This window comes from Paractinoplanes durhamensis (assembly GCF_016862175.1).
Taxonomy (GTDB): Bacteria; Actinomycetota; Actinomycetes; order Mycobacteriales; family Micromonosporaceae; genus Actinoplanes; species Actinoplanes durhamensis.
Window position 1 is genome coordinate 162,510 of sequence record NZ_BOML01000057.1, and the last position, 23,626, is coordinate 186,135.

22 protein-coding genes are annotated in these 23,626 nt (G+C 71.2%); 9 read left to right on the forward strand and 13 right to left on the reverse strand.

Translation table 11 applies throughout. The annotated features are described in order from the left end of the window. Window position 1 precedes the first annotated feature (1 nt). Genes Adu01nite_RS34915 through Adu01nite_RS34925 form a run of 3 tightly spaced genes read right to left on the reverse strand, consistent with a single transcriptional unit; the run spans window position 2 to window position 2,729 of the window. Window positions 2-505 (reverse strand): phage tail protein, encoded by a 504-nt coding sequence (locus Adu01nite_RS34915; protein ID WP_203733554.1) that lies wholly within the window; start codon window positions 503-505, stop codon window positions 2-4. 26 nt (window positions 506-531) lie between these two features. Continuing rightward, window positions 532-2,469 (reverse strand): phage tail sheath C-terminal domain-containing protein, encoded by a 1,938-nt coding sequence (locus tag Adu01nite_RS34920; protein ID WP_203733555.1) that lies wholly within the window; start codon window positions 2,467-2,469, stop codon window positions 532-534. An 11-nt stretch (window positions 2,470-2,480) separates the two neighbouring features. Beyond that, on the reverse strand, window positions 2,481-2,729 hold the full coding sequence (locus Adu01nite_RS34925; RefSeq protein WP_203733556.1) for a hypothetical protein: 249 nt from the start codon (window positions 2,727-2,729) through the stop codon (window positions 2,481-2,483). 193 nt (window positions 2,730-2,922) lie between these two features. On the opposite strand from Adu01nite_RS34925, the gene Adu01nite_RS34930 reads away from it, so the two are divergent. Next, window positions 2,923-3,195 carry a hypothetical protein gene (locus Adu01nite_RS34930; protein WP_203733557.1) on the forward strand — a complete coding sequence of 91 codons (273 nt, stop codon included), beginning with the start codon at window positions 2,923-2,925 and terminating at the stop codon, window positions 3,193-3,195. Here the strand turns inward: Adu01nite_RS34930 and Adu01nite_RS34935 are convergent. Further along, window positions 3,141-5,948, reverse strand: a complete 2,808-nt coding sequence (locus tag Adu01nite_RS34935) for a helix-turn-helix transcriptional regulator (protein WP_203733558.1) — start codon at window positions 5,946-5,948, stop codon at window positions 3,141-3,143. The two genes, Adu01nite_RS34930 and Adu01nite_RS34935, sit on opposite strands and share 55 nt — an antisense overlap. A gap of 190 nt (window positions 5,949-6,138) precedes the next feature. Between Adu01nite_RS34935 and Adu01nite_RS34940 the strand changes: the two genes are divergently transcribed. The 5 genes from Adu01nite_RS34940 to Adu01nite_RS34960 are packed head-to-tail and all read left to right on the forward strand — an operon-like array spanning window position 6,139 to window position 10,857. After that, on the forward strand, window positions 6,139-7,131 hold the full coding sequence (locus tag Adu01nite_RS34940) for an eCIS core domain-containing protein (RefSeq protein WP_203733559.1): 993 nt from the start codon (window positions 6,139-6,141) through the stop codon (window positions 7,129-7,131). Further along, window positions 7,124-7,633, forward strand: a complete 510-nt coding sequence (locus tag Adu01nite_RS34945; protein ID WP_203733560.1) for a HEAT repeat domain-containing protein — start codon at window positions 7,124-7,126, stop codon at window positions 7,631-7,633. Before Adu01nite_RS34940 ends, Adu01nite_RS34945 begins: the two co-directional genes overlap by 8 nt. 58 nt (window positions 7,634-7,691) lie before the next feature. Then, window positions 7,692-9,992, forward strand: coding sequence for a COG1361 family protein (locus Adu01nite_RS34950; protein ID WP_203733561.1), 2,301 nt, complete (start codon window positions 7,692-7,694; stop codon window positions 9,990-9,992). Beyond that, the gene (locus Adu01nite_RS34955; protein WP_203733562.1) at window positions 9,989-10,570 is read left to right on the forward strand and encodes a hypothetical protein; all 582 of its coding nucleotides are present in this window, start codon (window positions 9,989-9,991) and stop codon (window positions 10,568-10,570) included. The genes Adu01nite_RS34950 and Adu01nite_RS34955 overlap by 4 nt, the downstream gene beginning before the upstream one ends. Before the next feature lie 35 nt (window positions 10,571-10,605). Then, window positions 10,606-10,857, forward strand: a complete 252-nt coding sequence (locus tag Adu01nite_RS34960; RefSeq protein ID WP_203733563.1) for a hypothetical protein — start codon at window positions 10,606-10,608, stop codon at window positions 10,855-10,857. Between the two features lie 30 nt (window positions 10,858-10,887). On the opposite strand, the gene Adu01nite_RS34965 is transcribed toward Adu01nite_RS34960, so the two are convergent. The 8 genes from Adu01nite_RS34965 to Adu01nite_RS35000 all read right to left on the reverse strand — a co-directional run bounded on the left by Adu01nite_RS34965 (window position 10,888) and on the right by Adu01nite_RS35000 (window position 18,873). Continuing rightward, the gene (locus Adu01nite_RS34965; protein WP_203733564.1) at window positions 10,888-11,808 is read right to left on the reverse strand and encodes an alpha/beta fold hydrolase; all 921 of its coding nucleotides are present in this window, start codon (window positions 11,806-11,808) and stop codon (window positions 10,888-10,890) included. Window positions 11,809-11,903: 95 nt separating this feature from the next. Next, complete coding sequence (locus Adu01nite_RS34970; RefSeq protein WP_203733565.1) at window positions 11,904-13,724, reverse strand: subtype A tannase; 1,821 nt, start codon at window positions 13,722-13,724, stop codon at window positions 11,904-11,906. Between the two features lie 249 nt (window positions 13,725-13,973). Then, on the reverse strand, window positions 13,974-14,429 hold the full coding sequence (locus tag Adu01nite_RS34975) for a hydrogenase maturation protease (protein ID WP_203733566.1): 456 nt from the start codon (window positions 14,427-14,429) through the stop codon (window positions 13,974-13,976). Then, window positions 14,426-15,724 carry a Ni/Fe hydrogenase subunit alpha gene (locus Adu01nite_RS34980; RefSeq protein ID WP_203733567.1) on the reverse strand — a complete coding sequence of 433 codons (1,299 nt, stop codon included), beginning with the start codon at window positions 15,722-15,724 and terminating at the stop codon, window positions 14,426-14,428. The genes Adu01nite_RS34975 and Adu01nite_RS34980 overlap by 4 nt, the downstream gene beginning before the upstream one ends. After that, a complete protein-coding gene (locus Adu01nite_RS34985; RefSeq protein WP_203733568.1) occupies window positions 15,721-16,473 on the reverse strand; it encodes an NADH-quinone oxidoreductase subunit B family protein in 753 nt (250 codons plus the stop codon). Before Adu01nite_RS34985 ends, Adu01nite_RS34980 begins: the two co-directional genes overlap by 4 nt. Further along, window positions 16,473-17,273: an FAD/NAD(P)-binding protein gene (locus tag Adu01nite_RS34990; RefSeq protein WP_203733569.1), complete on the reverse strand. Its 801-nt coding sequence runs from the start codon at window positions 17,271-17,273 to the stop codon at window positions 16,473-16,475. Before Adu01nite_RS34990 ends, Adu01nite_RS34985 begins: the two co-directional genes overlap by 1 nt. After that, window positions 17,270-18,409 carry a 4Fe-4S dicluster domain-containing protein gene (locus Adu01nite_RS34995; RefSeq protein ID WP_203733570.1) on the reverse strand — a complete coding sequence of 380 codons (1,140 nt, stop codon included), beginning with the start codon at window positions 18,407-18,409 and terminating at the stop codon, window positions 17,270-17,272. The genes Adu01nite_RS34990 and Adu01nite_RS34995 overlap by 4 nt, the downstream gene beginning before the upstream one ends. A 50-nt stretch (window positions 18,410-18,459) precedes the next feature. Further along, on the reverse strand, window positions 18,460-18,873 hold the full coding sequence (locus Adu01nite_RS35000) for a universal stress protein (RefSeq protein ID WP_239132925.1): 414 nt from the start codon (window positions 18,871-18,873) through the stop codon (window positions 18,460-18,462). A 392-nt stretch (window positions 18,874-19,265) separates the two neighbouring features. On the opposite strand from Adu01nite_RS35000, the gene Adu01nite_RS35005 reads away from it, so the two are divergent. The 3 genes from Adu01nite_RS35005 to Adu01nite_RS35015 all read left to right on the forward strand — a co-directional run bounded on the left by Adu01nite_RS35005 (window position 19,266) and on the right by Adu01nite_RS35015 (window position 23,048). After that, a complete protein-coding gene (locus Adu01nite_RS35005; protein ID WP_203733571.1) occupies window positions 19,266-19,688 on the forward strand; it encodes a hypothetical protein in 423 nt (140 codons plus the stop codon). Window positions 19,689-19,821: 133 nt separating this feature from the next. Next, complete coding sequence (locus Adu01nite_RS35010) at window positions 19,822-21,705, forward strand: lysophospholipid acyltransferase (protein ID WP_203733572.1); 1,884 nt, start codon at window positions 19,822-19,824, stop codon at window positions 21,703-21,705. Then, a complete protein-coding gene (locus Adu01nite_RS35015; protein ID WP_203733573.1) occupies window positions 21,702-23,048 on the forward strand; it encodes an HAD-IB family hydrolase in 1,347 nt (448 codons plus the stop codon). Before Adu01nite_RS35010 ends, Adu01nite_RS35015 begins: the two co-directional genes overlap by 4 nt. A gap of 31 nt (window positions 23,049-23,079) precedes the next feature. Here Adu01nite_RS35015 and Adu01nite_RS35020 read toward each other — a convergent pair whose 3' ends face one another. Next, complete coding sequence (locus Adu01nite_RS35020; RefSeq protein ID WP_203733574.1) at window positions 23,080-23,556, reverse strand: CoA-binding protein; 477 nt, start codon at window positions 23,554-23,556, stop codon at window positions 23,080-23,082. Window positions 23,557-23,626: the final 70 nt, after the last annotated feature.

Here is a 23,626-nt window from a genome sequence, read left to right on the forward strand (position 1 = left end):
CCTACGTCGTCTCGCGCGGCTCGACGACGGACAGGTCCCGGACCCATCCCTCGTTCTCCAGCTTGATGGAGGTGATCATGACGGCGTTGGCGGCCGCGTCGAGCTGCGGCAGCGCGGTGTACTCCGACACCCAGCAGCGGAACACGTTGTAGGCCAGCACCTTCGACCCCTGCTGGTTGAAGACCTCGATGGTGATGTCCTTGCGGAATCCGGCCAGCGACATGGTCGCTTCGGCGGCGAAGTTGTTCACCTTGTTGGCCCACTCCTCGAACGCGGTGTCGTGGGTGACGCCGGCTTCGAGGGTGACCGGGTCGTACTTGCTCTTGCCGGGAAGCTGGTGCGGCCCGCTCGAGTCGCCCCCCTCATACCACGGGGTCACCTCGGTGGTCCGTTTGAGCGCGCTGCACTTGTTGAGCGCGGCGATGTAGTGCCCGTCCCACTTCACCTTGAACTTGAAGCCCAGGTATGGGTCGAACCGGTTGGCGTTGACCGTGAACCGCGCCATCGGCGAGGCCCTCCCCTCCAAAGGAACTACTGGCCGGACTGGCCCGCCTGCTGGCTGATCTGCACGACGACGAACTCCGCGGGCTTGAGCGGCGCGAAGCCGACCAGGATGTTGACGATGCCGAGGTCGATGTCGGCCTGGGTGGTGGTCTCGGCGTCGCACTTGACGAAGAACCCCTGGCTCGGGGTGCTTCCGGCGAACGCTCCGCGGCGGAACAGGGTGGTCATGAACGACCCGATGTTGAGGCGCAGCTGCGACCACAGCGTCTCGTCGTTCGGCTCGAAGACCGCCCACTGGATGCCCTGGTAGATGCTGACCCGCAGCATGATCGCGGTGCGCCGGACCGGCACGTACGTCCACTGCGGGTCGGAGGTGATGGTCCGGGCGCCGAACGCCACGATGCCGGCGCCGGTGAACCGCCGGATGACGTCGACCCCGGCCGGGTTGAGCGTGCCGTGGTCGACGTCGCTGATCTCGGCCACCAGCCCCACCGCGTCGCGGATGCCGGCCTCGACCCCGGCCGGGGCCTTCCAGACACCCCGGGTGCCGTCGATCCGCGCGTACAGACCGGCGATGAACCCGGACGGCGGCACCGCCCGCACCTCGGCGGTCCGCCCGGTCGGGTCGAGCGTCCGGATCCACGGGAAGTAGAGGGCGCCGTACGAGTTGGCCGAGTTGAGCGACCGGCGGAAGGCGGCGGCCCGTTCGGCGGTGTCCTCGAGCTGCGACACCTCGCCGATGTAGAAGATGTCCTGCAGCGGGCGGCCGGCGCAGTAGTCGGTGCCGAAGTCCATCATCGTCGGGCTGGCCTCGCCGGGCACCGCGAGCAGGCTGACGTCGGTGATGGTGTCGAGCCGGTGGAAGGCGTCGCGGAAGGTGGTCTCGGTGATGTCGGCGTCCCCGTCGAAGCCGGCCACCACCGCGGTGACCGGCTTGGTGACGGCGGCGTCGCCGACCTGCACGATGTCGGTCCGGGCCGGGCGTCTCGGGGCCGTACCGCCCTCGGAGACGCCGCCGCGGCCCGGACCCAGTCGTAGCAGCCCGGTGGCGTCCGCCGTGACGCCCGGCTGCACCAGCACCGCGGAGGTCTCCGAGCTCGTGCCCGAGGTGAGCACGAGCCGCTGCTTGCCGTCGACGGTCTCGGGGGCGCAGGCGAAGTTCTGGAAGGTGTCCGTGATCGTCGAGGCCTTCAACGGGTGGAGTTCCTTCACGGCGTCGCGGATCGCGGTCGCCACCGCCCCGAGGTCGGTCGAGGCGGCGGCCGCGTCCGGGAGGCTGATCGCCTGGAAGCCGTCGCCGTCGAGGCCGATCTGCAGCGAGCGCGCGTCGCCGAGCGGCAGCTTCGGCGCGAGACCGCCGCGGTGCACGCCACGCTGCACGGTGTCGTTACTGCCCAGCACCTGCGCGACGATCAGCGCGGACCGCTGCTTGAGCACGTCGACGACGTAGTTGGGGGCGCCCTTGACGGTGCTCAGGTTGTCCCACACCTCGACCGGCGCCACGTCCCGGAAGTCGGCGGGCAGCACGGACGGGTCGTCCTGCAGGCGCACGCTGATCCGGAAGAGGTTGCCCGGGTCCGTGCCGGCCTCCTCGATCTGCAGGTAGATCCGGTTGCCCCAGGCGCCCTTGCTGCGGGCGGTGAACTTGAAGCCGGCGACCTCCGCGCGGTTCTGCACGGTCACCTCGGCCGCCTTCGCGTCGGTCCGGGTGACCCGCACGATGTAGCACTGGCTGCCGCCGTTGTTGAAGAACTCGAAGACGCTCTGGGCCAGGTAGCTGTCGTCGATGAAGGAGCCGAAGACCCGGACGAACTGCGTCCAGCTGGTGACCCGGACGGCGACGTCGTCCGGACCCTGCTCGGCGACCCCGACGAAGGCCGCGGTCGAGGTGCCGGCGACCGCGATGGGACGGTTCCCGCCGGCCGTCTCCTGGACGTAGACGCCGGGGTAGCTGACTGTGGCCACGGTTCGCTCCTCTACTCGTCGTCGCCGGCTTTACGGCCGCGCGCCGCGCGGCCGCCCCGGGCCGCCGGCGCGCTCTTGCGCACCTCGGCCACCTCGACGAGCCCGCCGTTCCGGAGCCGCTCGACGGCGTCGTTGTCGTCGACCTCGACGTCCGGGATCTCCGCGGAGGTCTGGCCGGGTGACAGGCGCAGCGTCCGGCCGCTGGCCAGCGGCACGTGCAGCGGCCCGGCGGACTGCAGGTTGGTGATCGTGACCGGCATCTGGGTACTCCCTCGGCAGACAGCTCGCCACCCAGTGCACCCGCCGCGCCCCCGGTGCCGCATCGGGGAACTCCCTGACCGTGCACCGTGCCCACCGGGCGTGTCCACGCGGTCCGCAACCTGGGTATCTCACCGAGGCCGGATCCGGCCGGGAGCGAGGAACGTAAGGGAACACGGTGAGGAGGTCCGCGTCGTGGTCGACACCGTGTTCGTCTCCGCCGTCGTCGTCCTGCTGCTGCGGGAGGACACCACCGGCGCCCCGTGGGCCGGCACGCGCCGGCTGGCCGACGTGGTGCGGACGGCCGTCGCCGGTGAGCCGGGGGCCGACCGTGACCTGGCCGGCGCGATCCGGCGCCGGATGGAGGCCGATGCCGGGTTCCTCGCCGACGTGCGCGGCCTGGTGGTGGAGGCCTACGCCGACCCGTCGGTCGCGGCCCGGCTCCCCGACCCGTCCCCCCGGTTCTGACCGTTCTGCGCGAGGTGCCGCACGAGTTGGGTGCGCGAGTGCAGGCCCAGCTTGCGGTAGGCGTTCGTCAGATGGCTCTCCACCGTCTTGCGCGAGATGAACAGGGCGGCGGCCACCTCGGGGTTGCTCATCCCGTCGGCGACGGCCTGCGCCACCTGCAGCTCCTGCGCGGTCAGTCGAGGGATCACCGATGGCGTACGGGCGGAACCGCGCTCCCCGGCCGCCGCGAGTTCGGCGCTCGCCCGGCGCGCGAACGGCTCGCAGCCCAGCCGGTCGAACACCGGCAGCGCCTCATGCAGCAGCGCCCGCGCCTCGACCCGCCGTCGCCGCCGGCGCAGCACCTCGGCCGCCAGCAGCCGGGTGCGGGCCGCCTCGAACGGCTGCGGCCGCAGATCGTGCCGGCGCAGCGCCTCGCGGAACCACCACTCGGCTTCGCCGGGGTCGGTGGCGAGGATCGCCCGGCACCGCGCGGCCGCGGCCCCCGCCGACCCGAGCCCGCTGCGGCCGGCCCGGGCCTCCAGCCCGGTGAGCAACTCGCGGGCCTCGGCGCTCCGGCCGGCCCGCCAGTAGGCCTCGATGAGGTCGGCACACCACGGCAGGAAGTCGGGGTTGCCGAGACCGGCCTTCTCGGTGAATTCCCGTACGCCGTCGAGACAGGCGATGGCCCGGTCGTGATCGCCGGCCACCAGATGCACCAGGCCCTCGGCCGTGCCGGCGAAGATGAGCAGCCCGGGCGTGCCGAGCGGGCCGGCGATCCGGGCGGCCTCGGCGAGCCGTTCGAGCGCCGCGTCGTGCCGCCCGCACGCCGCATCGAACCGGGCCAGGCCGACCAGCGCGAACCCGACCGGCGCCACCTCATGCAGCTCGCGGGCCAGCCGCAGCGCCTCCTCGGCCTCGGCGTAGCCGACCGACCACTCGCCGGTGCACCGCCGGACCTCGGCGTCGAAGGCCAGCGCGCGGATGAGCACGCTGAGGGCGCCGGCGTCGCGGGCGGCGTCGATGACCCGGCCGAGGACGGCGGTGGCCGACTCGTACTCCTCCAGCCACCCGCGGCACAGCCCGAGCATGACCAGGGTGTCCGCGTCGGCGAGCGGGTCGAGCTGGTCGAGGCGGTCCCGTTCGGCGGCGAACAGCACCCGGCTCTCGCCGAGCTCGCCGGCGAACATGAGGGCCTCGGCCAGCACGATCCGCGCGCCGCCGTCGGCGGCATCCAGCGCGACGGCCCGCCGGGCGTAGGCGACCGCGTCGTGGATGCGTCCCTCGGTCAGCGCGGGGTCGACCGCGGCCGACAGCAGCCCGGCCGCGCGCCGCGGGTCGGCGGTCTCGACCGTGTCGGCCGCGCCGACCAGCACCCGCTGGGCGATCGCCGCGGTGCCGCGCCGGGCCAGCACCCGGCCCAGGGCGAGGGCGATGTCGGCGGCGATGAGCGGGTCGTCGACGAGCAGCCGGGCCTCGTCGAGCCAGGCGGCCGCCTCGGTCAGATCGCCCGCCCGCTGCGCGTCGACGGCCGCGGCGAACAGCAGCCGGGCACGCCGGGCCGGGGCGGTGAGCTCGGCCGCCCGGTGCAGGGCGCGGGCCGCATCGGTGTACCCGGCGCGCCGGCGCATCTCGTCGGCCGCCCGTTCCAGCTCGGCCGCGGCCGGCTCGTCGAGGCCGCCGACGTCCGCGGCCAGATACCAGGCGCGCTCGCCGCCGGTGGAGGTGGCCGCGAGTGCGTCGAAGACCCGGCGCCGGGCGGCCGGGGTGGCGGTGCGCTGGACCACGCTGCGCAGCAGCGGGTGGGTGAACGCGACCCGGCCGCCGGCCCGGCGGATCATGCCGGCCTGCTCGGCGTGGTCGAGTGCGGCCCGGCCGGCGCCGATCGTGTCGAGCGCGGCGTGGATGCCGGCCGCCTCGGCCGAGCCGCTCAGCGCGACCACCAGCAGGGCACCGCGGGTGGCGGCGGGCAACGGCGCGAGCCGCGCGGCGAACGCCCGGTGCAGGCCGGCCCGGATCGGCAGCGGGTCGGGCAGCGGTGCCACGCCGGCCAGCTGGGTGCCGGTGAGCGAGTCGGCCGCGTCGGCCAGGGCCAGCGGGTTGCCGCCGGTGGCCCGCCACAGCTCGGTCACCAGACCCGGCGGCAGCTGGTCGGGGCGCAGCCGGTCGAGCAGCCGCCCGGTCGCCTCGTGGTCGAGCCCGGCGACCCGCAGCACGTCGAGGTGGGCGGCGTCGAGATCGTCGAGGGCGGTGTCGTGGGCGGCCACCACCATGGCGACCGGGTCGGCGGCCAGCCGGCGCCCGGCGAACAGCAGCGCGGCGAGCGAGGGCCGGTCGATCCAGTGCGCGTCGTCGACCACGAGCAGCACCGGTCCCTGGTCGGCGGCGATCGTGAGCAGCGACAGCGTCGCCATGCACACCGCGTACCGGCTGATCTCGGTTTCGTGTTCCTCGAGCGCGAGGGCGGCGCGGAGGGCTCGGGCCTGCGGCCCGGGCAGCTTGGGCACGAGGTCGAGCAGGGGCCGCAGAAGATCACCCAGGCCCGCGTACGGGAGGGCGGCCTCGGACTCCAGGCCGGTGGTCGCCAGCGTGGTGGCGCCGCGGGCGGCCGCCAGGGCGTACGTCAGCAGTGCGGTCTTGCCGATTCCCGGCTCCCCGGCGAGCACCAGGAGACCGCCGTGCCCCTCGGCGGCCGCCGCAACCAGCCCATCGAGGACCCGGCAGTGACCCTCGCGCCCGACCAGAATCGATTGATCGGCCAATGTCCGAAATGGCACCGCCTCACCTCCGACCGCTTCGACGACTATTCACCATGAGCCGCCGGGGCGGTTCAACTCCATCGAATAACGTGGCCGGAGCAGTCGGATCTCGGACATGGGAACGGCATACGCGATGCGCACAGGCTCCAGGATCAAGGACTCGTGAACTATCATTGCGGTTCGATCACCGAGCGGCTGGAGATCAGCCATGCGCACTTTCGCCCAGAAGCCGAACAGCGCCGAGCGGACGACATCCGGCAATTCCGCGATGCCCGGCCGGGTCCACTCCGGGGTGTTGCGGCGCAGCATCGGCAATCAGGCCGCGCAGCGGATCGAGGCCCCGCCGATCGTCGACGAGGTGGCGGCGGAGCCCGGCCGCGCTCTTGATCCACCGGTGCGGTCATTGATGGAAACCCGGTTCGGCCACGACTTCGGGCACGTGCGGATCCACACCGGAGGGCGCGCGGCCGAGGCGGCCCGGTCCGTCAACGCCAAGGCCTACACCGTGGGTTCGGATGTCGTTTTCGCTGATCAAGCCTTCAAACCCGAGGCCGAGTCGGGACAGCGGCTCATCGCGCACGAGCTGACCCATGTGCTCCAGCAGTCGGGCGGGGACGCCGGCGTCGTCCCGGATGCGGCGGACGAATTCGGCGACGCCAGCGCTCGCCACGCCGATCAAGCATTGTCCCCGCGGACGAGCAGCCCCCGGCGCGTGCAGCGACAGGGCACGTGCGACTGCTGCGTGTCGTCGGTGGGGATCAAGAATATCGCCAAGATCGACAATGCGACGCACATGGGTCACAGCTTCGACCTGGAGATCAAAATGGCGCGGGCAGCCGGTCCGAAACCAGGTCCGGAATGCACTCTTGAATGGTGGGAGAAGACGAACGTTCCCGCTATTCCCGGAATGAATCCGAACACTTGGACCGAAATGTTCCAGCTCTATCCGCAGTCACCGACGTTCGCCCCATGGCACAATCGTTCGACGGCATGCGGCGGCACCTCGACGGTGACGATCAACGATCCGCCGGGACTCGGCAAAAGACCGGGACGCACCGTCACGCGTACGCTCGAATTCGATCTTCGGGTGAAGAGCGGGCCGGGCGCCACCTGCGCCAATCCGGTGAAGGGCGCGACCGCGAAACAGGTGCTCACGATGGTGAATGGCGCTCCGGACTGGGCGAAGAGTTCCTTTGCCTAGCCCTCATCCGGCCGGCCACTGCTCCGCCGCCCGGGAGTGGCTGGCCAATCGGCCGCTCCGCGACGATCCCCGGATGGCCGGCCACGGCTCCTCGCTGACCTGGGACGACTGGGTGCGGCAGGGCCGGGACGCCGAAGCCTGCCTGCTCGAGTTCCTCCGGGGCCGGCCCGATCCGGTCATGCGCAGCGACATCGCCCTGGCCCTCGGCTTCGTCGGCGGCGAACGCGGCGTCGGCCCGCTGATCGACCTGCTGACCGACGAGGAACCGGCGGTCGTCATGGAAGCGGCCGCGGCGCTCGGCCGCATCGGAGATCCGGATGCGGTGCCGCACCTGATCGAAGCGCTGACCAGCGCCGACCCGAACGTGCGGGCCAACGCCTGCCAGGCCCTCGGCGAGCTGCGCGGGGACCGCGCCACCGCGGCGGTGACCGCGACGCTCGGGGACAGCGACCCGTTCGTCCGGGCGGCCGCGCAGCAGGCCCTCATCCGCATCCGCCGATAGCGCGGAGTGTCCGTGATTTGGCTGACGCTCACGCCGTCGGGGGTGGACGGTGAGCGGGATGTCTGCCGTGCTGAGTCGAGTCGTCGTCGCGATCGCGCTGTTCGCGACGCCGATGGCGCCCGCCGCGATGCAGGCCCGAGCCCCGAACTTCACCGCCACCCCGAAGACGGTCACCGGCCTGCCCGGCTCGGCGGTCAAGGTCGACTTCGCCTACGAGCCGTCGGCCACCGCCGCCTACCAGCCGGCGGCGACCGACATCGCCGTCACGAGCTGCGAGTTCTCCCTGGACGACGACCCGAAGTCGACGGTCGGGTGTACTGACCAAGCCGGCGACATGACCTGGACGATGGTCATGCCGAAGACCTTGACGGCCGGCAAGTACAAGGTGCATTGGATCATCCAGTACAGCCTCTACCAGAAGCCCGTGAAAGATCCCGACCGCGGCAACTTCACCTTCGAGGTGGTCGAGCCGAGGTTCCGGACGGCCGTGGAGCCGGCCGCGGCGCATCCGGGGCAGCCGGTCGACGTGCGCTTCACCAGCGACCCGGCCGACGTGACCATCACCGGGTGCGACGTGCAGGGCATCAAATGCGGCCAGGACGACCGCGGATGGTTCGCGCGCTTCCCCGCCCCCGACGCCACCACGGTGGTGCCGTGGCACGTCGACTACCACGGCGGGCCGGGAACCGACAACACCGCTCCGGGCCGGGTCGGGATCACGGTGGAACCATGGCCCGCGCCGGAGTTCCAGGTGCGGCTCGCCGGGCCGGACCGGGTGGGGCCGGGCACCCCGGTGCCGGTCCAGTTCGCGAGCCTGACCAAGGGCGTGGACGTCACGGCCTGCTTCGTGACCTACCGGGGCGAGCGGATCGACTGCACCGGGACCGACCTGGCCACGGTCATGGTTCGCGGGGACGCCGAGCCCGGACCGGTCGAGCTGCCGTGGAAGCTGACCTTCGAGAGCTCCCGCCAAGGCGACAAAGGCGATGTGCGTACGGGATCGGTCGGCTTCACCGTGGTGATCGAGCCGCCCGACTTCTCGGTGACCGTCCAGCCACCGGCGGCGCGGCCCGGCGACCCCGTCACGCTGACGTTCACCTCGCTGATCCCGGGGGTGGAGATCGTCGACTGCATCGCGTTCTTCCCGCACGCGACCGGGAACACCTGCCGGCGGTCACCCCAGCGCCGGGTCGTCCGCACCCGGGTGCCCGCGGATCTGCCGTCCGGCGCCACGCTGCTGCGCTGGGGTGTGGAGTCCGCCGACACCGGCGGCCGCAAGGGCGCGGACGACGACGTCATCCCCTACCTGATCCTGCCGCCGCTGCCGAAGACCGGATCGACCACCAGGGCGACGACGCCATCGGCCAGCACCAGCACCAGCACCGGCACCAGCACCAGCACCGGCACCAACCAGGTGGCCACTCTCGCCGGGCCGGACCCCGAGTTCGTGGCCGAGACCAGGCCGGAATCCGCCCCGCCCGGCGCCCGGGTGACGGTCGTCGTCTCCCCGCTCGACCCGGACGTGCGGATCCTCGGCTGCGCCGTCACCTTCGCCGGCGGCAGCGACCGCGCCTGCCGGCACTCCGGCGGCCGCTGGTCGGCCCAGGCGACCGTGCCCACCGGTGCCCCCGGCGGCGAAACGCTGCCGCTGGACTGGCGGGTCACCTTCGTGAACACGGCGGGCACCCGCACCGACGCCAACGGCACGACCGACTACCCGGTGCGCGGCTCCACGCCGGCCGCCCCGGCCTTCGAGGTGGTCGCCGACCCGGCCGCCGCGGCCGGTGGCAAGGAGGTGACCGTCTCGCACAACTCCGCCGACACGACCGTGGCCATCACCGGCTGCCAGGTCGGATTCACCGAGAACACCCTCACCAGCTGCCTGCGGTCGCCGAGTGGCTGGACCGCGCAGGTCGAGGTGCCGCCGAAGATGCCGGCCGGCCCGAGCCCACTGCACTGGACGATCGCCTACGCCCGGTCCGGCGGCCCCGGCGGCACCGCGCAGGGCCTCTCGTCGTTCCGGGTCCTGCCGGTCGAGGACGACCGCGACTGGTGGGACACCGCCTGGGGTCTGCTCTGGCGGACCGCGCTCGGCGGCGTCCTGCTGGTCGGCCTGCTCGCCTTCCGGGTGATCCGCAAGCCGATCCTCGACCGGCTCCGCCCCGCGACCGTCGCGTCCGGCGAGCCGCCGCGGAACACCGGCCCGGAGAGCACCGAGAAGGTCTCGGTCGTCTCGGTGCCCGCGCCCGAGGGGATGTCGGTGCGGGTCGACCGCCCCGACGCACCACCCGCCCGGGACATCCGTCTCCATGTCCGCCGCCCCCGCCTGGTTCCGCACGTACCGGAGGACCTGCCATGACGACCACCCCGATCAGCGCGGTCTTCTTCGCCGGCCCGGACAGCACCGCCCGCGCGCTGACCGAGACGCTTCGCGAGACCGGCTCGGCCGCCGAGATCCGCGACCACCTGGGCCGGACGGCCGGCCTGACCAGGGACGCCGTGGTCGACGAGGTCGGCAGTGTGGCCGGCGAGATCCTGGAGATGAGCGTCGGCACGATCTTCGAACGGTCCTGGTCGAAGTACGCGGCGCTGGTCCAGGCGGCCGAGGAGACGGCCGGCGACCCGGACGCGGTCCGGCTGATCGGCCTGGTCGCGCACGAGGTCGCGGTCGACTACGAGCCGCGGGTCGAGGTCTACCTGGGCAACAACCGGGTCGCGACGGTCACCGTCCGGCTCGAACTGGGCCTGACCCTGCGCGGTGTCCTCGTCCACGTCCGCGACGGCTGCGTCACCGGCATCCGGGCCGGCGACTGCACCATCAAGGGCGCCCTGGCGATCGCCGGCCGGCCGGTGACCACCGGCGAGAAGACGCTGAACCTGGCGCGTGACATCACGTTCGCCGGTCCCATCCGCCTGGCCGGCGAGGCCGCCGCCTGACCGCGCTCCGTTGATCAAGTAACTAGGATGGGGGCATGACTGATTCGACAGCTGCCGACAAGCTCCGGCAGGAACTCGCTGACATCGACGCCGAGATCGCCGAGCTCCGCCGGCTGGGCGGCGACGCCGAGGCCCGCCGCAGCCAGGACGGCCCGGAGTCGCAGGGCGTCATCGAGCCCGAGGAACTCGCCACCGACCTGACCGGCATCGCCGAGAACGAGGCGGTCATCGACACCCTCACCCAGCGCCGCGAAACCATCGCGGAAAAGCTCGAAGCGCTCAGCTGACCCGATCAAGAAGCTTCGTGGCCGCGACCGCTACCAACTCCCTGAATGATCCGGCGTCAGACCGGCGTGCGGGTTGCGGCCGGGGCGGGTGAACTCGCCGGAGACTCCGTCGGAGACCCGCCGGGCGAACTCCGTCACCACGTAGCTGAAACGCTCGGCCTCCTCCATGTGGGCGAAGTGCGCGCTGTCCCGGAACTCCGCCGCGTGCGCACCGGGAATGCCCGACCGCAGCATCCGGGCGGCGGCGTCGCCGAACTCGAAGTCGTGCGTGCCCCACAGGACCATGGTCGGTGCGGTGATCGAGCGCAGATCGGCGCGGAAGTCGAACTCGGCGGCGGGCCGCGGCCAGCACGGCAGGGCGCCGAGCAGCGGCGCGAACTCCCGGCGCCGCTGCCAGTAGTCGCCGAACAGGGCCGGCAGGATCCCCCACAACCGGGCGGTGGTCTCGTGCACCGAGCGGTCCGCGGGGCGATCGTAGGCGGCGATCATCGCCTCCGGGTCGGCGCGGTCCGCGTTCGCCCGGGCATAGCGCTGCAGCCGCTCCCGGGCCGCCGCCCGGGTGTGCTGGTCGGCGAGCGGCGAGGTGGCGTACAGGATCAGGCCGGCGATCCGGCCGGGGTTACCCAGCGCGTACTTCTGGGCGACGAAGCCGCCGTGCCCGTGCCCGAGGACGAGGACCGGACCGTCGGAGAGCTCGGCGACCACCGCGTCCAGATGAGCGGCATACGTCTCCAGGTCGTATTTCGCCCCGCGGGCGAGCGGGCCGGACGCGCCCGTCCCGGCCGGTTCGAGATAGACCATCGTCAGATCCCGCTCGAGCAGCGGCATGCGCAGGTAGTCGCCCAGCAGCCCCGGACCGCCGGGATGAGCGACGCACAACGGGCCACGCCCGCTGACGTGACAGACCAGGGAGAGATCGCCAACCCGTACCGTGCGCGTCATTCCTCTCATCCGGCGAGGATGCCGGAACGCAGTTGATTTCTACTGACCGGTTGCCGGCCCGACGGCGGCTCCACTTCCCGGCGCGCCGGCATGAGCGGCCATGACTAGTTCGCGACGGTCTCCTTCACCCAGGTGATGAAGTTGGCCGGGCCCTCGCCGGTGCGCTCGGCCACGGTGTGGCCCAGGCCCCAGACGGTGGCGAAGTCGACGTCGATGCCGTAGTTCCGCAACGCCAGCGCCAGGTTGATCTCGGTGGTGTTGGCGGTGTCGCCCTGCATGATGCCGGTGCGGATCCGCCAGTGCTTGGCGACCGTGCTCTTCTTGTAGCCCTCGTACGCACTGGTCAGGTAATACAGCGGGGTGTACGCGTTCAGCCGCCACGCGACGTCCTTGCCGGCCGAGTCGGTCTCCTTGAAGTCGGCGGTGTACTCCGCCGAGGCGTACGTGCTCTTCCAGCCGTCGATCTTCGCGTAGGTGCTCTCGTTGGCCGCGATGACCTGCTCGGACACCGGCGCGAAGTGCAGCCCGGCGGTGCCCTTGCCGAGCACGATGTTCTCGCCGACGGTCGGCTCCGGCCCGTCGAACGCACCGACGGTCTTGGACGGCGCTTTCTGGCTCTTGACGAAACCTTCCAGGCTCGCGATCTTCGCCGTGTTCGACGAGGCGTCGTAGGTGACCCACTGACCGCCGCTGTTGAGATGCGCGATGTATTCGGCGACCGTCTTGTAGGTGGTCGTATCGGTTGCCCCACCAGGACCACCCGACGGCATGCCCGCACCACCCGGCATCGCCCCCGACGGCATGCCGGCGCCATCCGGAGCACCGCCGCCCGGCGCACCGCCGCCCGTCATTCCCGCCGAGAACGCGTTCGACGGCGTATAGGGGAACGTCGTGTCGGAAAGGAAGTTGTTCAGCGACGTGGTGAGCTCCGCCACGAGGTGGTCGTAATAGGTGCCGGCCAGGTAATAGCCGGTGCCGGTCTTGTCGAGCGACAGCAACTTGCCGGCCGAGTCCTTCAGCCCCAGCTTGTTCTGGTGCGCCGCGAACGCCTTGGCCAGATCGTTCGAATAGCTCTTCGTCCAGGTCCCGGTGGCCCGGGTGCCGCTGGTGTCGAACTGGCCCATGTTCCATTCGTAGGCCGCATTCGCGTAATCGAGGCTGGTGATCGGGCACCAGCACATCGCACCGGCGACGGCGTCACTGATGGTCTTTCCGCTCGCATCGGTGAGCGCCGCGCCGAGGGCGGTCAGATACGGCGTGTAGAGCTCGCTGTCGCCGGAGGACCCCATCACCGCACTCTGCGCCCCGCCCCCACTCATCCCGAACACGACCATCCGGTCCTTGCTGCCGGGAATGCCGGCGGCGTTGTAGCGCACGAACCGCACCGCCGCCTTGAGATCGGTAACCCCCCAGGGCGCATTGCCGGTATAGCCGGTCCCGTTGCTGTCCTTGCCACGAAGCCCGGCATGCACATAAACAAAACCAGCTTCGAGGTACGCCGAGACCGTGTCGTAGTGGTAGGCCGTCAACGGTTTCTGTGCCGCGTATCCCGGGGTGTCCACCGGAAGCACGATCGGTGCGGTGCCGGCCGTGTAGCCGCCGACGGTCCCGGCGGAATTGACCTTCACGGCGTACGTTCCGTCGCTGTTCTTGGTTCCGGTGAAGTATTTTCCCGGGACGAAGACGGCGAGCGTCTCGTAGTCCGGGGCCGCGGGCGTCACCACATACGACTTTCCGAGCTGGTAATAGACGTCGTTGGTCTCGTCGTAGCTCCACGTCTTGTCGTCGAGGGCCAGCGAATGCGCCCCACCCGACGAGGAAACGCCGGAGCCGGAGTCCGTATCCGTGCACGCGGTCAGACCCAGCACACCGACCACCGAGGTGGCCGCCGCCCCTTGAAGGAACGTTCGCCTGCGCAGCTCCATGATTGACGTCTTCCTCTCGGCTTTCTCCGGCATTTACCGAAACAAAGAATGCCGATTTCGTACGCCGTTGTCGTCCACCGCGAGCAGCCATTGCCGCTACTACGCCAGTGGTATCGCGCCCGCCGAATGCCCAGCTCGCGCTGCTTGACAGCGAATTGACAGGAAATCGAAGGCAGCAAAGCTACTACCCCGGTAGTAGGCGACCCCGGGGTCCAACCGGCGGATTGTTCCCGGTCCTCGACGCGACCTTTACCCTCGCCCCGTCACCAGCTCGTGGACGCGGTCCGCGACCGGGCGCACTGCCGCGTCGACCGGGCCGCTCAGTCCGGTCCCGAAGCCGAAGTCCTGGCCGCACACCGCGAGCACCACGAGCCGTTGTGGCAACCGGTCGAGTTCGCGGCCCAACGCCACCGCCGTGCCGAGCCCGGCGGCGTGCGTGCCGCCCGCCGCGAGTTCGGCGGAGCCGCCCACCGCGACCTCGAACCAACTGCCCGGCGGGCGTCCGGGATCCCGGACGGCGTCCACCACGACGGCGAGCGCGGCCCCGGTCCAGAGATCGAGCATCCGGCCCGGTTCCCCGTCGGTGACACACAGTCGAACACCCGGCAACCGCCGGACCAGCTCGGCCAGCACTCGCGGCCCGACACCGTCGTCACACCGGTACTCATTGCCCACGCCGATCACCAGCCGGCCGGCGGTCGTCATGACCGCTCGATCGACAGGTCGAGGAAGTGGGTGGCGCAGGAGATGCACGGGTCGTAGTTGCGGATCGCCTGCTCGCACCGGGCAGTGAGCACGTCGTCGTCGAGATCCAGCCGCGACGCGACGAAACGGGCCAGGTCGTCCTCGATGGCAGCCTGGTTCTGCGAGGTGGGCGGCACGATCCGAGCCGAGGTGACCAGGCCGTCGCGGTCCAGCTCATAGCGGTGGAACAGCGTGCCGCGCGGCGCCTCGGTGGCGCCACGACCGACACCCGCGCCGGCCGGCACCTCGATGTACGGCCGGGCCGGCGGTTCGTACTCGTCGATCAGCCGGATCGCCTCCTCCACGGCGTACACCGTCTCGACGGCACGGACCACGACGCTGCGGTAGGGATTACGACAGTCCGCGCCGAGGCCGGCGGCGGCCGCCGCCTGCCGAGCCAGCGGGGACAGCAGGGGCCCGTTGAGGGTATAGCGGGCCACCGGGCCGGTCAGGTAACGGCCGTGGCCGGACAATCTCGCGTGCAGCGCCGTGGAGTGCGGGACCTGCTGCTCGATCACATGGTCCTCGAAGGCCTGGACCGGGAACCGCAGGCCGCCCGTGGTCGCTACGGTACCGGCCTCGATCGCATAGCGGCCGGGTGTGGTCAGCGCGAGCAACTCGTGGTCGTGGGTGAAGTCGGGGAAGTCGAAGCCGGCCACCCACTCGACGGTGGCCAGGGCCCGGTCGAGCGCGTGCCGTAACCGTTCCCGCATCGGCGCCAGCTCGGCCGGCGCCGGTGCCCGGTAGAAGCCGCCGACCCGCACGTTGACCGGGTGGATGGCCCGGCCGCCGAGCAGTTCGACGAGGTCGTTGCCGGTCTTCTTGAGAGCGAGACCCCGCTCCACGACGTCGCGGCGGTCGCGGGCGAGCTCGATCGCGCCCGGATAGCCGAGGAAGTCGGGCGCGTGCAGGAGGTAGATGTGCAGGGTGTGACTCTCGATCCACTCCCCGCAGTAGAGCAGCCGGCGCAGCTCACCGATCGGACCGGCGACCGTGACCCCGCAGGCGTCCTCGATCGCGGCGCAGGCACTCATCTGATAGGCCACCGGGCAGATCCCGCAGATGCGGGCCGTGATGTCGGGCGGCTCGGTATGGCGTCGGCCGCGCAGGAACGCCTCGAAGAAGCGGGGCGGTTCGTAGATTTCCAGGCGTACGTCCTCGACCCGGTCACCGCGGACCCGGACGTACATCGCTCCCTCGCCTTCGACCCGGGCGAGCCCGCGAACATCGAGTAGCCGATCCGGACGGTGCGTCATGATCCGGCCTCCTCCCACGCCGCACTGTTGAAGGTTCGGTAGGCCCGGTGCACGTCGTCGGCGGACATGCCGGCGCCGATCAGGAGAGCCGCCTCGGCGGCGGTGTTCGGTGTCTCGGCCGGGCCGAAGCAGCCGTAACATCCGCGGCCGACGGCCGGGCACAGTGCACCGCAGCCGGCCCGGGTCACCGGGCCCAGACAGGGCGTGCCGTGCGCGACAACGACACAGACGTTGTGCCGCTGCTTGCACTCGAAGCAGACGCTGTGCGCCGGGATGTTCGGCTTGCGACCGGCCAGCAGGGCGCCGATGACCTCCAGCAGCTGACGCCGGTCCACCGGGCAGCCGTGCAATTCGTAGTCGACGTCCACATGCGCCGCGATCGGCGTCGAGGTGGCCAGCGTCGAGAGGTAGTCGGGCCGGGGGTAGATCATCGACGCGAACTCGGTGACGTCGGCGTGGTTCCGCAGGGCCTGGATGCCGCCGGCGGTAGCGCACGCGCCGATGGTGACGAGCGTGCCGGACATCTCGCGGATCTTCCGGATGCGCTCGGCGTCGTCCGGCGTGGTGATGGAACCCTCCACCAGCGACACGTCGTAGGGGCCGGGCAGCACCTGCCGGGTGGCTTCCAGGAACCGAGCGATCCGCAGCCGGCCGGCCACCTCGAGCAGTTCGTCCTCGCAGTCGAGAAGACTCAGCTGGCAGCCGTCGCAGGAGGCGAACTTCCACACGGCGAGCGTCGGGGTCGTCATCACATCTCCCGTACTCGTAGCAGGGGCTCCACCGTGTCGTACCGGACGACCGGGCCGTCCCGGCAGAGCAGGAGTGGCCCGAGCTGGCAGTGCCCGCACCAGCCGGCGCCGCATTTCATGTCCCGCTCCAGCGAGACACCGATGGCCGGCTCGGCGATGCCGCGCCGCCGCAGCGCCTCGGCGACGAAACGCATCATCACCTCCGGCCCGCAGACGAATGCCACGGCCGCGGCCGGGTCGACCTCGGCCCGCGGGATCAGCGTCGTCACCAGGCCGACGTCGCCGGCCCAGCCGTCCGCCGGCCGGTCCACGATCACCTCGACCTGAGCGTGCCGTCCCCACCGGCGCAGGTCGGCGGGGAACAACAGGTCGGCCGGCGTGCGGGCGCCGATCAACACGGATACCCGGCCGAAGTCGGCGGGGCGGGCCAGCAGTGCCGCGACCACCGGCCGTAACGGGGCCAGGCCGATCCCACCGGCCACGATCACGACGTCGTGTCCACGCGCTGACGCGAGGTCCCAGCCGACGCCGAACGGCCCGCGCACGCCGACGACCTCGCCCGGTCCGGCGGCGTACAGCGCGGCGGTGACTGCCCCGACGTTACGCAACGTGTGCACCAATCGCCCGCCACTGCCGCCACCGCTCAGCGAGATCGGGACCTCCCCGATGCCGTACGCGGTGAGCATGGCGAACTGCCCGGGCCGGAACTCCGGCAGGACCGGGCCGGCCAACTCGATCGTGACCGTGTCGGCGGTCTCGGCCTCGCGGGTGGTGACCCGGTACGGGACGGGCTCGGTCACGGCGGACACGGCTGCGCCCGTTCGCTCCGGCGCCACGCCGACAGCGCGGCTGCTTCCTCGGTGATGTCGATGCCGGCCGGACACCAGGCGATGCAGCGGCCGCAGCCGACACAGCCGGATGATCCGAACTGGGCCTGCCAGTTGCCCAGCTTGTGGCTCATCCATTGCCGATAGCGGGACTCGCCGCTGCGGCGCACGCTGCCGCCGTGCACGTAGGAGAAGTCGAGGTCGAAGCAGGAGTCCCAGCGCCGCCACCGCTCAGCGTGCTCGCCGGTCAGATCGGCGACGTCCTCGGTGGTCGTGCAGAAGCAGGTGGGGCACACCATGGTGCAGTTGCCGCAGGTCAAGCACCGATCGGCGACGTCGGCCCAGTGCGGCGACTCACGAGCCCCGGTCAGCAGGTCGGGCAGCGACTCGTCCGGCATGGACCGGGTGATGGCGTCCGCGGCGGCTGCCACCGCCGCCCTCGCCTCGGACTCCGCCCGCGGGCCGGCCGCACGGACGCACAGGGCGCTCAGCACCTCGGCACCGGCCGGTGAACCGGCCCGGACGACGAAACGATGGCCGTCCGCATCGGCCAGCTCGGTCATCGCGAGGTCGAAGCCACCCGTCGCGGCCGGGCCGCCGCCCATCGAGGTGCAGAAACAGGTGGCGGCGGGCTCGGTGCAGTCGACCGCGACCACGAACACGCCGTCCCGCCGCGCGGTGTAGATCGGCTCCGGGTAGGCACCTGCGGAGAGCACGCGGTCGAGCACCGCCATCGCGGCCAGATCGCAAGGGCGGGCGCCGATCACCGCGTAGCGGGGAGGCCGGTCCGGGCCGGTCGTCGTGACGCCGTCGGCGGTGCGGTCGGCCGACCAGAGCCGGGCCCGCGGCGGGTGCAGAATGTCCTTGATCGATTGTGGTCCGGCCGAGTTGGCGAAGGCGGCGGTGTCGCTGCGGCGGTGCAGGCGGTACCGTCCGGCGCCGGTCACCACGCCCCAGCCGTACGGCAGTTCCGCGGCGGAGCCCAGCTCGGCAAGCATGATCGCCCCGTCGCGGACGGTCGGACCGACCACGGTGTATCCACGTTCGCGGAGCGCGTCGAACAGCCGCGGCAACTCCGTGGCATCCAGTAGTCCAGCAGACTCAGGCATGGCGCCTCCTCAGGCAGCCTCCTCGACCCACGCTTGACGGGCTCTGCAGCTCACTTTCCGCGCACCACGACCACCGGGCAGTGCGCATGCTGAACACAGAGCTGACTCACCGAGCCGAGCAGGGTGCCGGCGAAAGCACCGTGCCCGCGTGAGCCGACGACCAGCAGCGCCGCGTGTGCCGATGCATCGATGAGCACCTGCGCCGCGTGCCCCGGCAGCACGGTCTCCACCACCGCGTCCGGCGGCGATACGAGGCCGAGGGCTTCCTGGACCGATTCGGTGAGCAACTTGCCGGCAGCGGCACCGAAATCCTCGTACGGGATCAAGCCCCAGCTGTGATAGACGGGAACCTCCCACGCGATGATGGCGCGCAGTCGCGCCCCGGTCAGCCGTGCCTGGCCGATCGCCCAGCGCAGGGCCGCCTTGGCCGGCGCGGAGCCGTCCACACCCACGATGATGTCCAAGTCCCGGACATCGTCCACGTGCATTGCCTCAGACATCGGAACCTCCTCACGGTCACTGTCGGCCCTGGTCGCCCCGCCGGACAGAGCCGGACGGCACTTTTCCATACGGCCTAAGGCCGCACCCTCCTCCCGGATCCACACGCACAGCCCCTCGTGATGAAGCGCCCGCCACCTCGCCCGTCCGCCGGGGCATCGCGTCGCTCGATGCCCCGGAGTAATTAGGCCCTCCTGTTTGATGCATCCGCCGCTGCTGACCATCGTCGCGCCGGCCGGACGCTACGGGTGCAGGTCCCGGAGGGGATGCATCGAGGGAGGCCACCATGAATACCCGAGGTATCAGAATCCTGGATCCGAAGACCGGGAAACTCGTACGGGTGTGCCGAGGGCCGGGAGTGACGGGAACGTGTCCGTTCGCCCGACGGAATGGTGTCGTTCCGTGCGCCGGTCAGCTGATCTCGCCGCCCGACGCGGACCACCGTTTCTGGCCGCTGACCGTGCCGCCCAACCATCGCTACTGCGAACTGGGATGGAACTCGCTGGCCCTCGCCTGCCTGGCTGAGGCCGAAGACTGCCGCAACAAGTGGCAGGCCGGAGCGGAGAGCGAGACCAGGCGAGTCCTGGCGCGGGCGGCGGGTGGCGACCCCCGCTACGCGAAGATGACGACCGCCGAGCTCCGAACGACCGGGCTGTGGCGCTGGCGGCTCTCGACCTCCGCCATCCAGCTGCAGAAGGCGGAGGAGAAACAGCGGGAACGGGCTCGTGTGTACCTCGACTTCGCCGAGTTCCGGCGGCTGTCCACGTTGCAGCTGCGGTGAGGCATGCGATGCCGGCGTCGGCCGGCCGGGTCCGGGGACCCCGCCCCGAGGGCCGAACGCCTCTTGACCGGACCCGCCGGAGCGGACGGACGCTGGGTTCGGACCCCATCCGGCGCGCACCTGCGAGGCAGCGATGATTCCGACGCTAGGCGACCACCCCTCCATCCTCGGCGCGCTCGAGCGCGCTGGAGCCCGGCGGGCTCTGCTGCGGGCCGGCCTGCTCGATCCGGCCGACCCGCAGCCGACGGACACGCCGGAGGTGGTGGCGTTGCTGGCCGACGACGACTTCGCGCGGCACGCCGGCGAGTTGGCCGGATCGCTGGGGCGTGATGTGCATGAGGTACGCGCGGAGGTCGCGGGCTACCTCCGCGAGATGGGTGCCACCCACACGAGACGCGCGACGAGCGACTGGGCCAGGTTCAGCCACTGGCTCACCCGCGCCCACGACCTGGTCACCGACCCTGAGCAGGCACGCCGGCTGCGGACCCTGGATCGCCGGCAGTCGTTGTTGTTCCCGTTCTCGCACCGCTCCTATCTCGACGGCGTCACGGTTCCCGCGGCGATCTCGCAGAACCACATCACGCCACCGTTCGTCCTGGCCGGGGCGAACCTCGACGTGTTCCCGTTCAACCATCTGCTACGCCGGGCCGGATACATCTATGTCCGCCGCTCCACCACCGACAACCTGGTGTACCGATTCGCCCTGCGCTGGTACGTCGCGCAGATGATCCGGAACCGGCGCAACCTGTGCTGGTCGATCGAGGGCGGACGCACCCGGACCGGCAAACTGCGCCCACCGGTGTACGGCCTGCTGCGCTACGTCATCGACGCCCTGGACACGACCGGCACCGATGCTCTGATCGTGCCGGTCTCGGTCGTGTACGAACAGTCGCACGAGGTTCCGCTGGTCACCACCGAGGCCCGCGGCACGGGTAAGCGCCCGGAGGACCTGCGATGGTTGTGGGCCTTCGGCCGATCCCAGCGGGAACGGTTCGGCCGGGCATACGCCGAATTCGGCGAGCCGATCCCGCTGCGCGACCGGCTCGCCGAGCTTCGCGCGGGCGGCACGGCCGCGACCCGCACGGTCGAACGGATCGCCCTGGAGACGTGTCACCGCATCAACCGGGCCACCCCGGTGACGACCACGGCCGTTGTGTGCCTCACGCTGCTCGCCGCCGACCGGGCGCTGACACTCGACGAAGTGCTGAGCACGGTGGCACCGCTGGCCCACTACCTCAGCCGGCGTGGCCGGCGGGTGGCCGGCGCGGCCGACCTCACCGACCGGGCAACCATCCGCCGTGTGCTCGATGATCTGGTGCACTCCGGAGTGTTCGCCGGCTACGACGGCGGCACCGACCCGGTTTGGAGCATCGCACCGGGCCAGCATCTGGTGGCCGCGTTCTACCGAAACACGGCCGTGCACATGCTCGTGGATCGGGCAATCGGCGAGCTGAGCCTGGTAGCGGCGATGGAGGGCGGCGCGGACGGGCTCGAGACGGCGAACCGGGAGACCCTGCGGCTGCGCGACCTGCTCAAGTTCGACTTCTTCTTCTCGTCCCGGTCCGAGTTCGCCCGGGAGATGGTCGCCGAGCTGACGATCGTTGATGCCCGGCAGGCCGGTGGGCTGCACGAGTTCGGCCCGGACGACGCCGCGCGATGGCTCCGGGAGAGCGAACTCCTGGTCGCCCACCTGGTGTTGCGCCCCTTCCTGGACGCCTACCACGTGGTTGCCGAACGGCTGACCGCCTGGCCGGACGACGAGCCGTTCGAGGCGTCGTTCTTCCTCGACGAGTGCCTTCGCGTCGGCCGGCAGTGGGCCCTGCAGAAGCGCCTGGCCAGCGAGGAATCGGTATCCCTGGAGCTCTTCAAACCGGCCTTGCGGCTGGCCGGGCACCGGGGTCTCGTGACCGCCGGCCCGGCGACCGCCGAGCGGCGCGAGGAGTTCCGCGAGCAGGTGCGCGAGGCCGTCCGCCGCGTGCACGTGATCGCCGGCCTGCACGGCCGGGAGCGGTCATGACAGCCAACGCCGCCACGGTGACCGCGACGGTCCGCGCCGGCGAGGCCGGACCGCGGATCGGCGCGTTCTTCGGTTTCGATGGAACTCTGGTACGCGGACGCACCACCCCGGGCGTCCGTCGGGACCGGACCGGCAACGATGACATCGGCGCTCTTCGGGGGCGGACGATGCACGCCGTCACCGAGGCCGGCGAGCAGCAGTTCGTGCAGCGGATCTCCGGGACGATGCGACCCGAGTCCCGCGACCTCGTTCGGTGCCATCTGAGCATGGGACACACCGTGGTGGTCGCCTCCTCGGCCACCCGGGCGCAGATCGCGCCGGTCGCCCGGGACCTGGGCGTCCCGCACGTCGTCTGTACCGAACTCGAGGAGGAGGACGGTGTCCTGACCGGCCGCAGCACGACGGGGGTGCGGTGCGGGACGCGCAAGGCCGAGGCGGTGCGGGCGTTCGCGCGCGATCACGACGTCGATCTCGGACGGAGCTACGCCTATGCGGGCGGACCGGAGGACGTCGCTTTCCTCGGGTCGGTCGGCCGCCCGTACGCGCTGAACCCGCACCCCGCGCTGCGTCGCGCCGCCGGCGAGTTCGGCTGGCCCGAACTGACCCTGCGCGAGCCACGGTCGCCGAATCTACGCGCGTGCCTGGGCACGATCGGCGGCCTGATCGGTGTCAACGCCGGCCTGGCCACCGGGTTCGCGTGCGGATGGCTGACCGGTGACCACCGGCTCGGCGTCAATGTCGGGGTCGGGCTGTCCGCCGATCTGGGGCTGGCTCTCACCGGGGTGACGCTCAACGTGACCGGCGAGGAAAACCTGGCGAGAGCGCGTCCGGCCGTATTCGTCGCCAACCACCAGAGCACTCTCGACGTGCTGGTGCTCGCCGCGCTGCTGCGGCACGACTTCACCGCCGTGGCCAAGCAGGAGGCCCGCCTCGATCCGCGAATGCTGGTGATCGAGGCCGTTCTCGACCCGGTGTTCATCGACCGGTCCGACCTGAACCGTGCCAAGGCGAGCCTCGACGGCGCGGTGCGGCGGCTGCGCGACGGCGTCTCGATCCTCATCCTGCCCGAGGGAACCCGCATGCCGACGCCGACGCTGGGCCGCTTCAAGAAGGGGGCGTTCCACATCGCACTCCAGGCGCAGGTCCCGATCGTGCCGATCGTGCTGCGCAACACCGGCGAACTGGCCTGGCGCCGCTCACTCTTCGTCAACCCCGGCACCGTCGACGTCGCGGTGCTCGACCCATCGCCCACCACCGGGTGGGCCGCCGAGGACCTCGACAGCCACATCGCCGAGGTACGACAGCGGATCGCGGACACGCTCGAGAACTGGCCGGGGCGGTGAGCACTCGAGGGTGCAGCGGCGAGCGAGGGCTTCAGACCTGCCTGGGTACGTTGCCGGCGGCGGAGAACACCACGCGAGCGATCTTGTGCCCGAAGTCCGCGGTCGGCGCGAACATGCAGGGGCAGCCTCCGTCGATCACGGTCACGTCGTGCCGGCGGCCGTACTCGGTTGCCGAATCGGACACGCTGCCGGCGCCGGGGCCGCGGTGCATCCACACGTGCTTGATGCCGAGCTCGACGCATTCGCGCATCGTGACATCGGCGGTCTCCGGCCGGGTCCCGATCACGACCGCCTCGACCCCACCCGGGATCGACGTCAAACTCTCGTAGCAGCGGTCGCCCTCAACGCTCTCGGCGTTCGGGTTGACCGCGAACACCTCGTAACCGCGTTCCCGCAGCCGCTTGTACACCACGTTGCTGCCGTGGCTCTGCGGCCGACGGGACACACCGGTGACCGCGACCCGCTTCTTGCCCAGGAACTCCGATACGGCTTCCTTCATAGCGGTCATCGTTGCCTCCTCCGGTAGCGCCGACGCTCTCATCGTCATCTCAACCTGCACCGGCGGCCGAACCCCAGCC

Bases quoted from the DNA above. Each gene is read 5' to 3' on its own strand.
- Adu01nite_RS34915 (WP_203733554.1), bottom strand. From the start codon at position 505: ATGGCGCGGTTCACGGTCAACGCCAACCGGTTCGACCCATACCTGGGC.
- Adu01nite_RS34925 (WP_203733556.1), bottom strand. From the start codon at position 2,729: ATGCCGGTCACGATCACCAACCTGCAGTCCGCCGGGCCGCTGCACGTG.
- Adu01nite_RS34940 (WP_203733559.1), top strand. From the start codon at position 6,139: ATGCGCACTTTCGCCCAGAAGCCGAACAGCGCCGAGCGGACGACATCC.
- Adu01nite_RS34950 (WP_203733561.1), top strand. From the start codon at position 7,692: ATGTCTGCCGTGCTGAGTCGAGTCGTCGTCGCGATCGCGCTGTTCGCG.
- Adu01nite_RS34955 (WP_203733562.1), top strand. From the start codon at position 9,989: ATGACGACCACCCCGATCAGCGCGGTCTTCTTCGCCGGCCCGGACAGC.
- Adu01nite_RS34960 (WP_203733563.1), top strand. From the start codon at position 10,606: ATGACTGATTCGACAGCTGCCGACAAGCTCCGGCAGGAACTCGCTGAC.
- Adu01nite_RS34965 (WP_203733564.1), bottom strand. From the start codon at position 11,808: ATGAGAGGAATGACGCGCACGGTACGGGTTGGCGATCTCTCCCTGGTC.
- Adu01nite_RS34970 (WP_203733565.1), bottom strand. From the start codon at position 13,724: ATGGAGCTGCGCAGGCGAACGTTCCTTCAAGGGGCGGCGGCCACCTCG.
- Adu01nite_RS34975 (WP_203733566.1), bottom strand. From the start codon at position 14,429: ATGACGACCGCCGGCCGGCTGGTGATCGGCGTGGGCAATGAGTACCGG.
- Adu01nite_RS34980 (WP_203733567.1), bottom strand. From the start codon at position 15,724: ATGACGCACCGTCCGGATCGGCTACTCGATGTTCGCGGGCTCGCCCGG.
- Adu01nite_RS34985 (WP_203733568.1), bottom strand. From the start codon at position 16,473: ATGACGACCCCGACGCTCGCCGTGTGGAAGTTCGCCTCCTGCGACGGC.
- Adu01nite_RS34995 (WP_203733570.1), bottom strand. From the start codon at position 18,409: ATGCCTGAGTCTGCTGGACTACTGGATGCCACGGAGTTGCCGCGGCTG.
- Adu01nite_RS35010 (WP_203733572.1), top strand. From the start codon at position 19,822: ATGATTCCGACGCTAGGCGACCACCCCTCCATCCTCGGCGCGCTCGAG.
- Adu01nite_RS35015 (WP_203733573.1), top strand. From the start codon at position 21,702: ATGACAGCCAACGCCGCCACGGTGACCGCGACGGTCCGCGCCGGCGAG.
- Adu01nite_RS35020 (WP_203733574.1), bottom strand. From the start codon at position 23,556: ATGACCGCTATGAAGGAAGCCGTATCGGAGTTCCTGGGCAAGAAGCGG.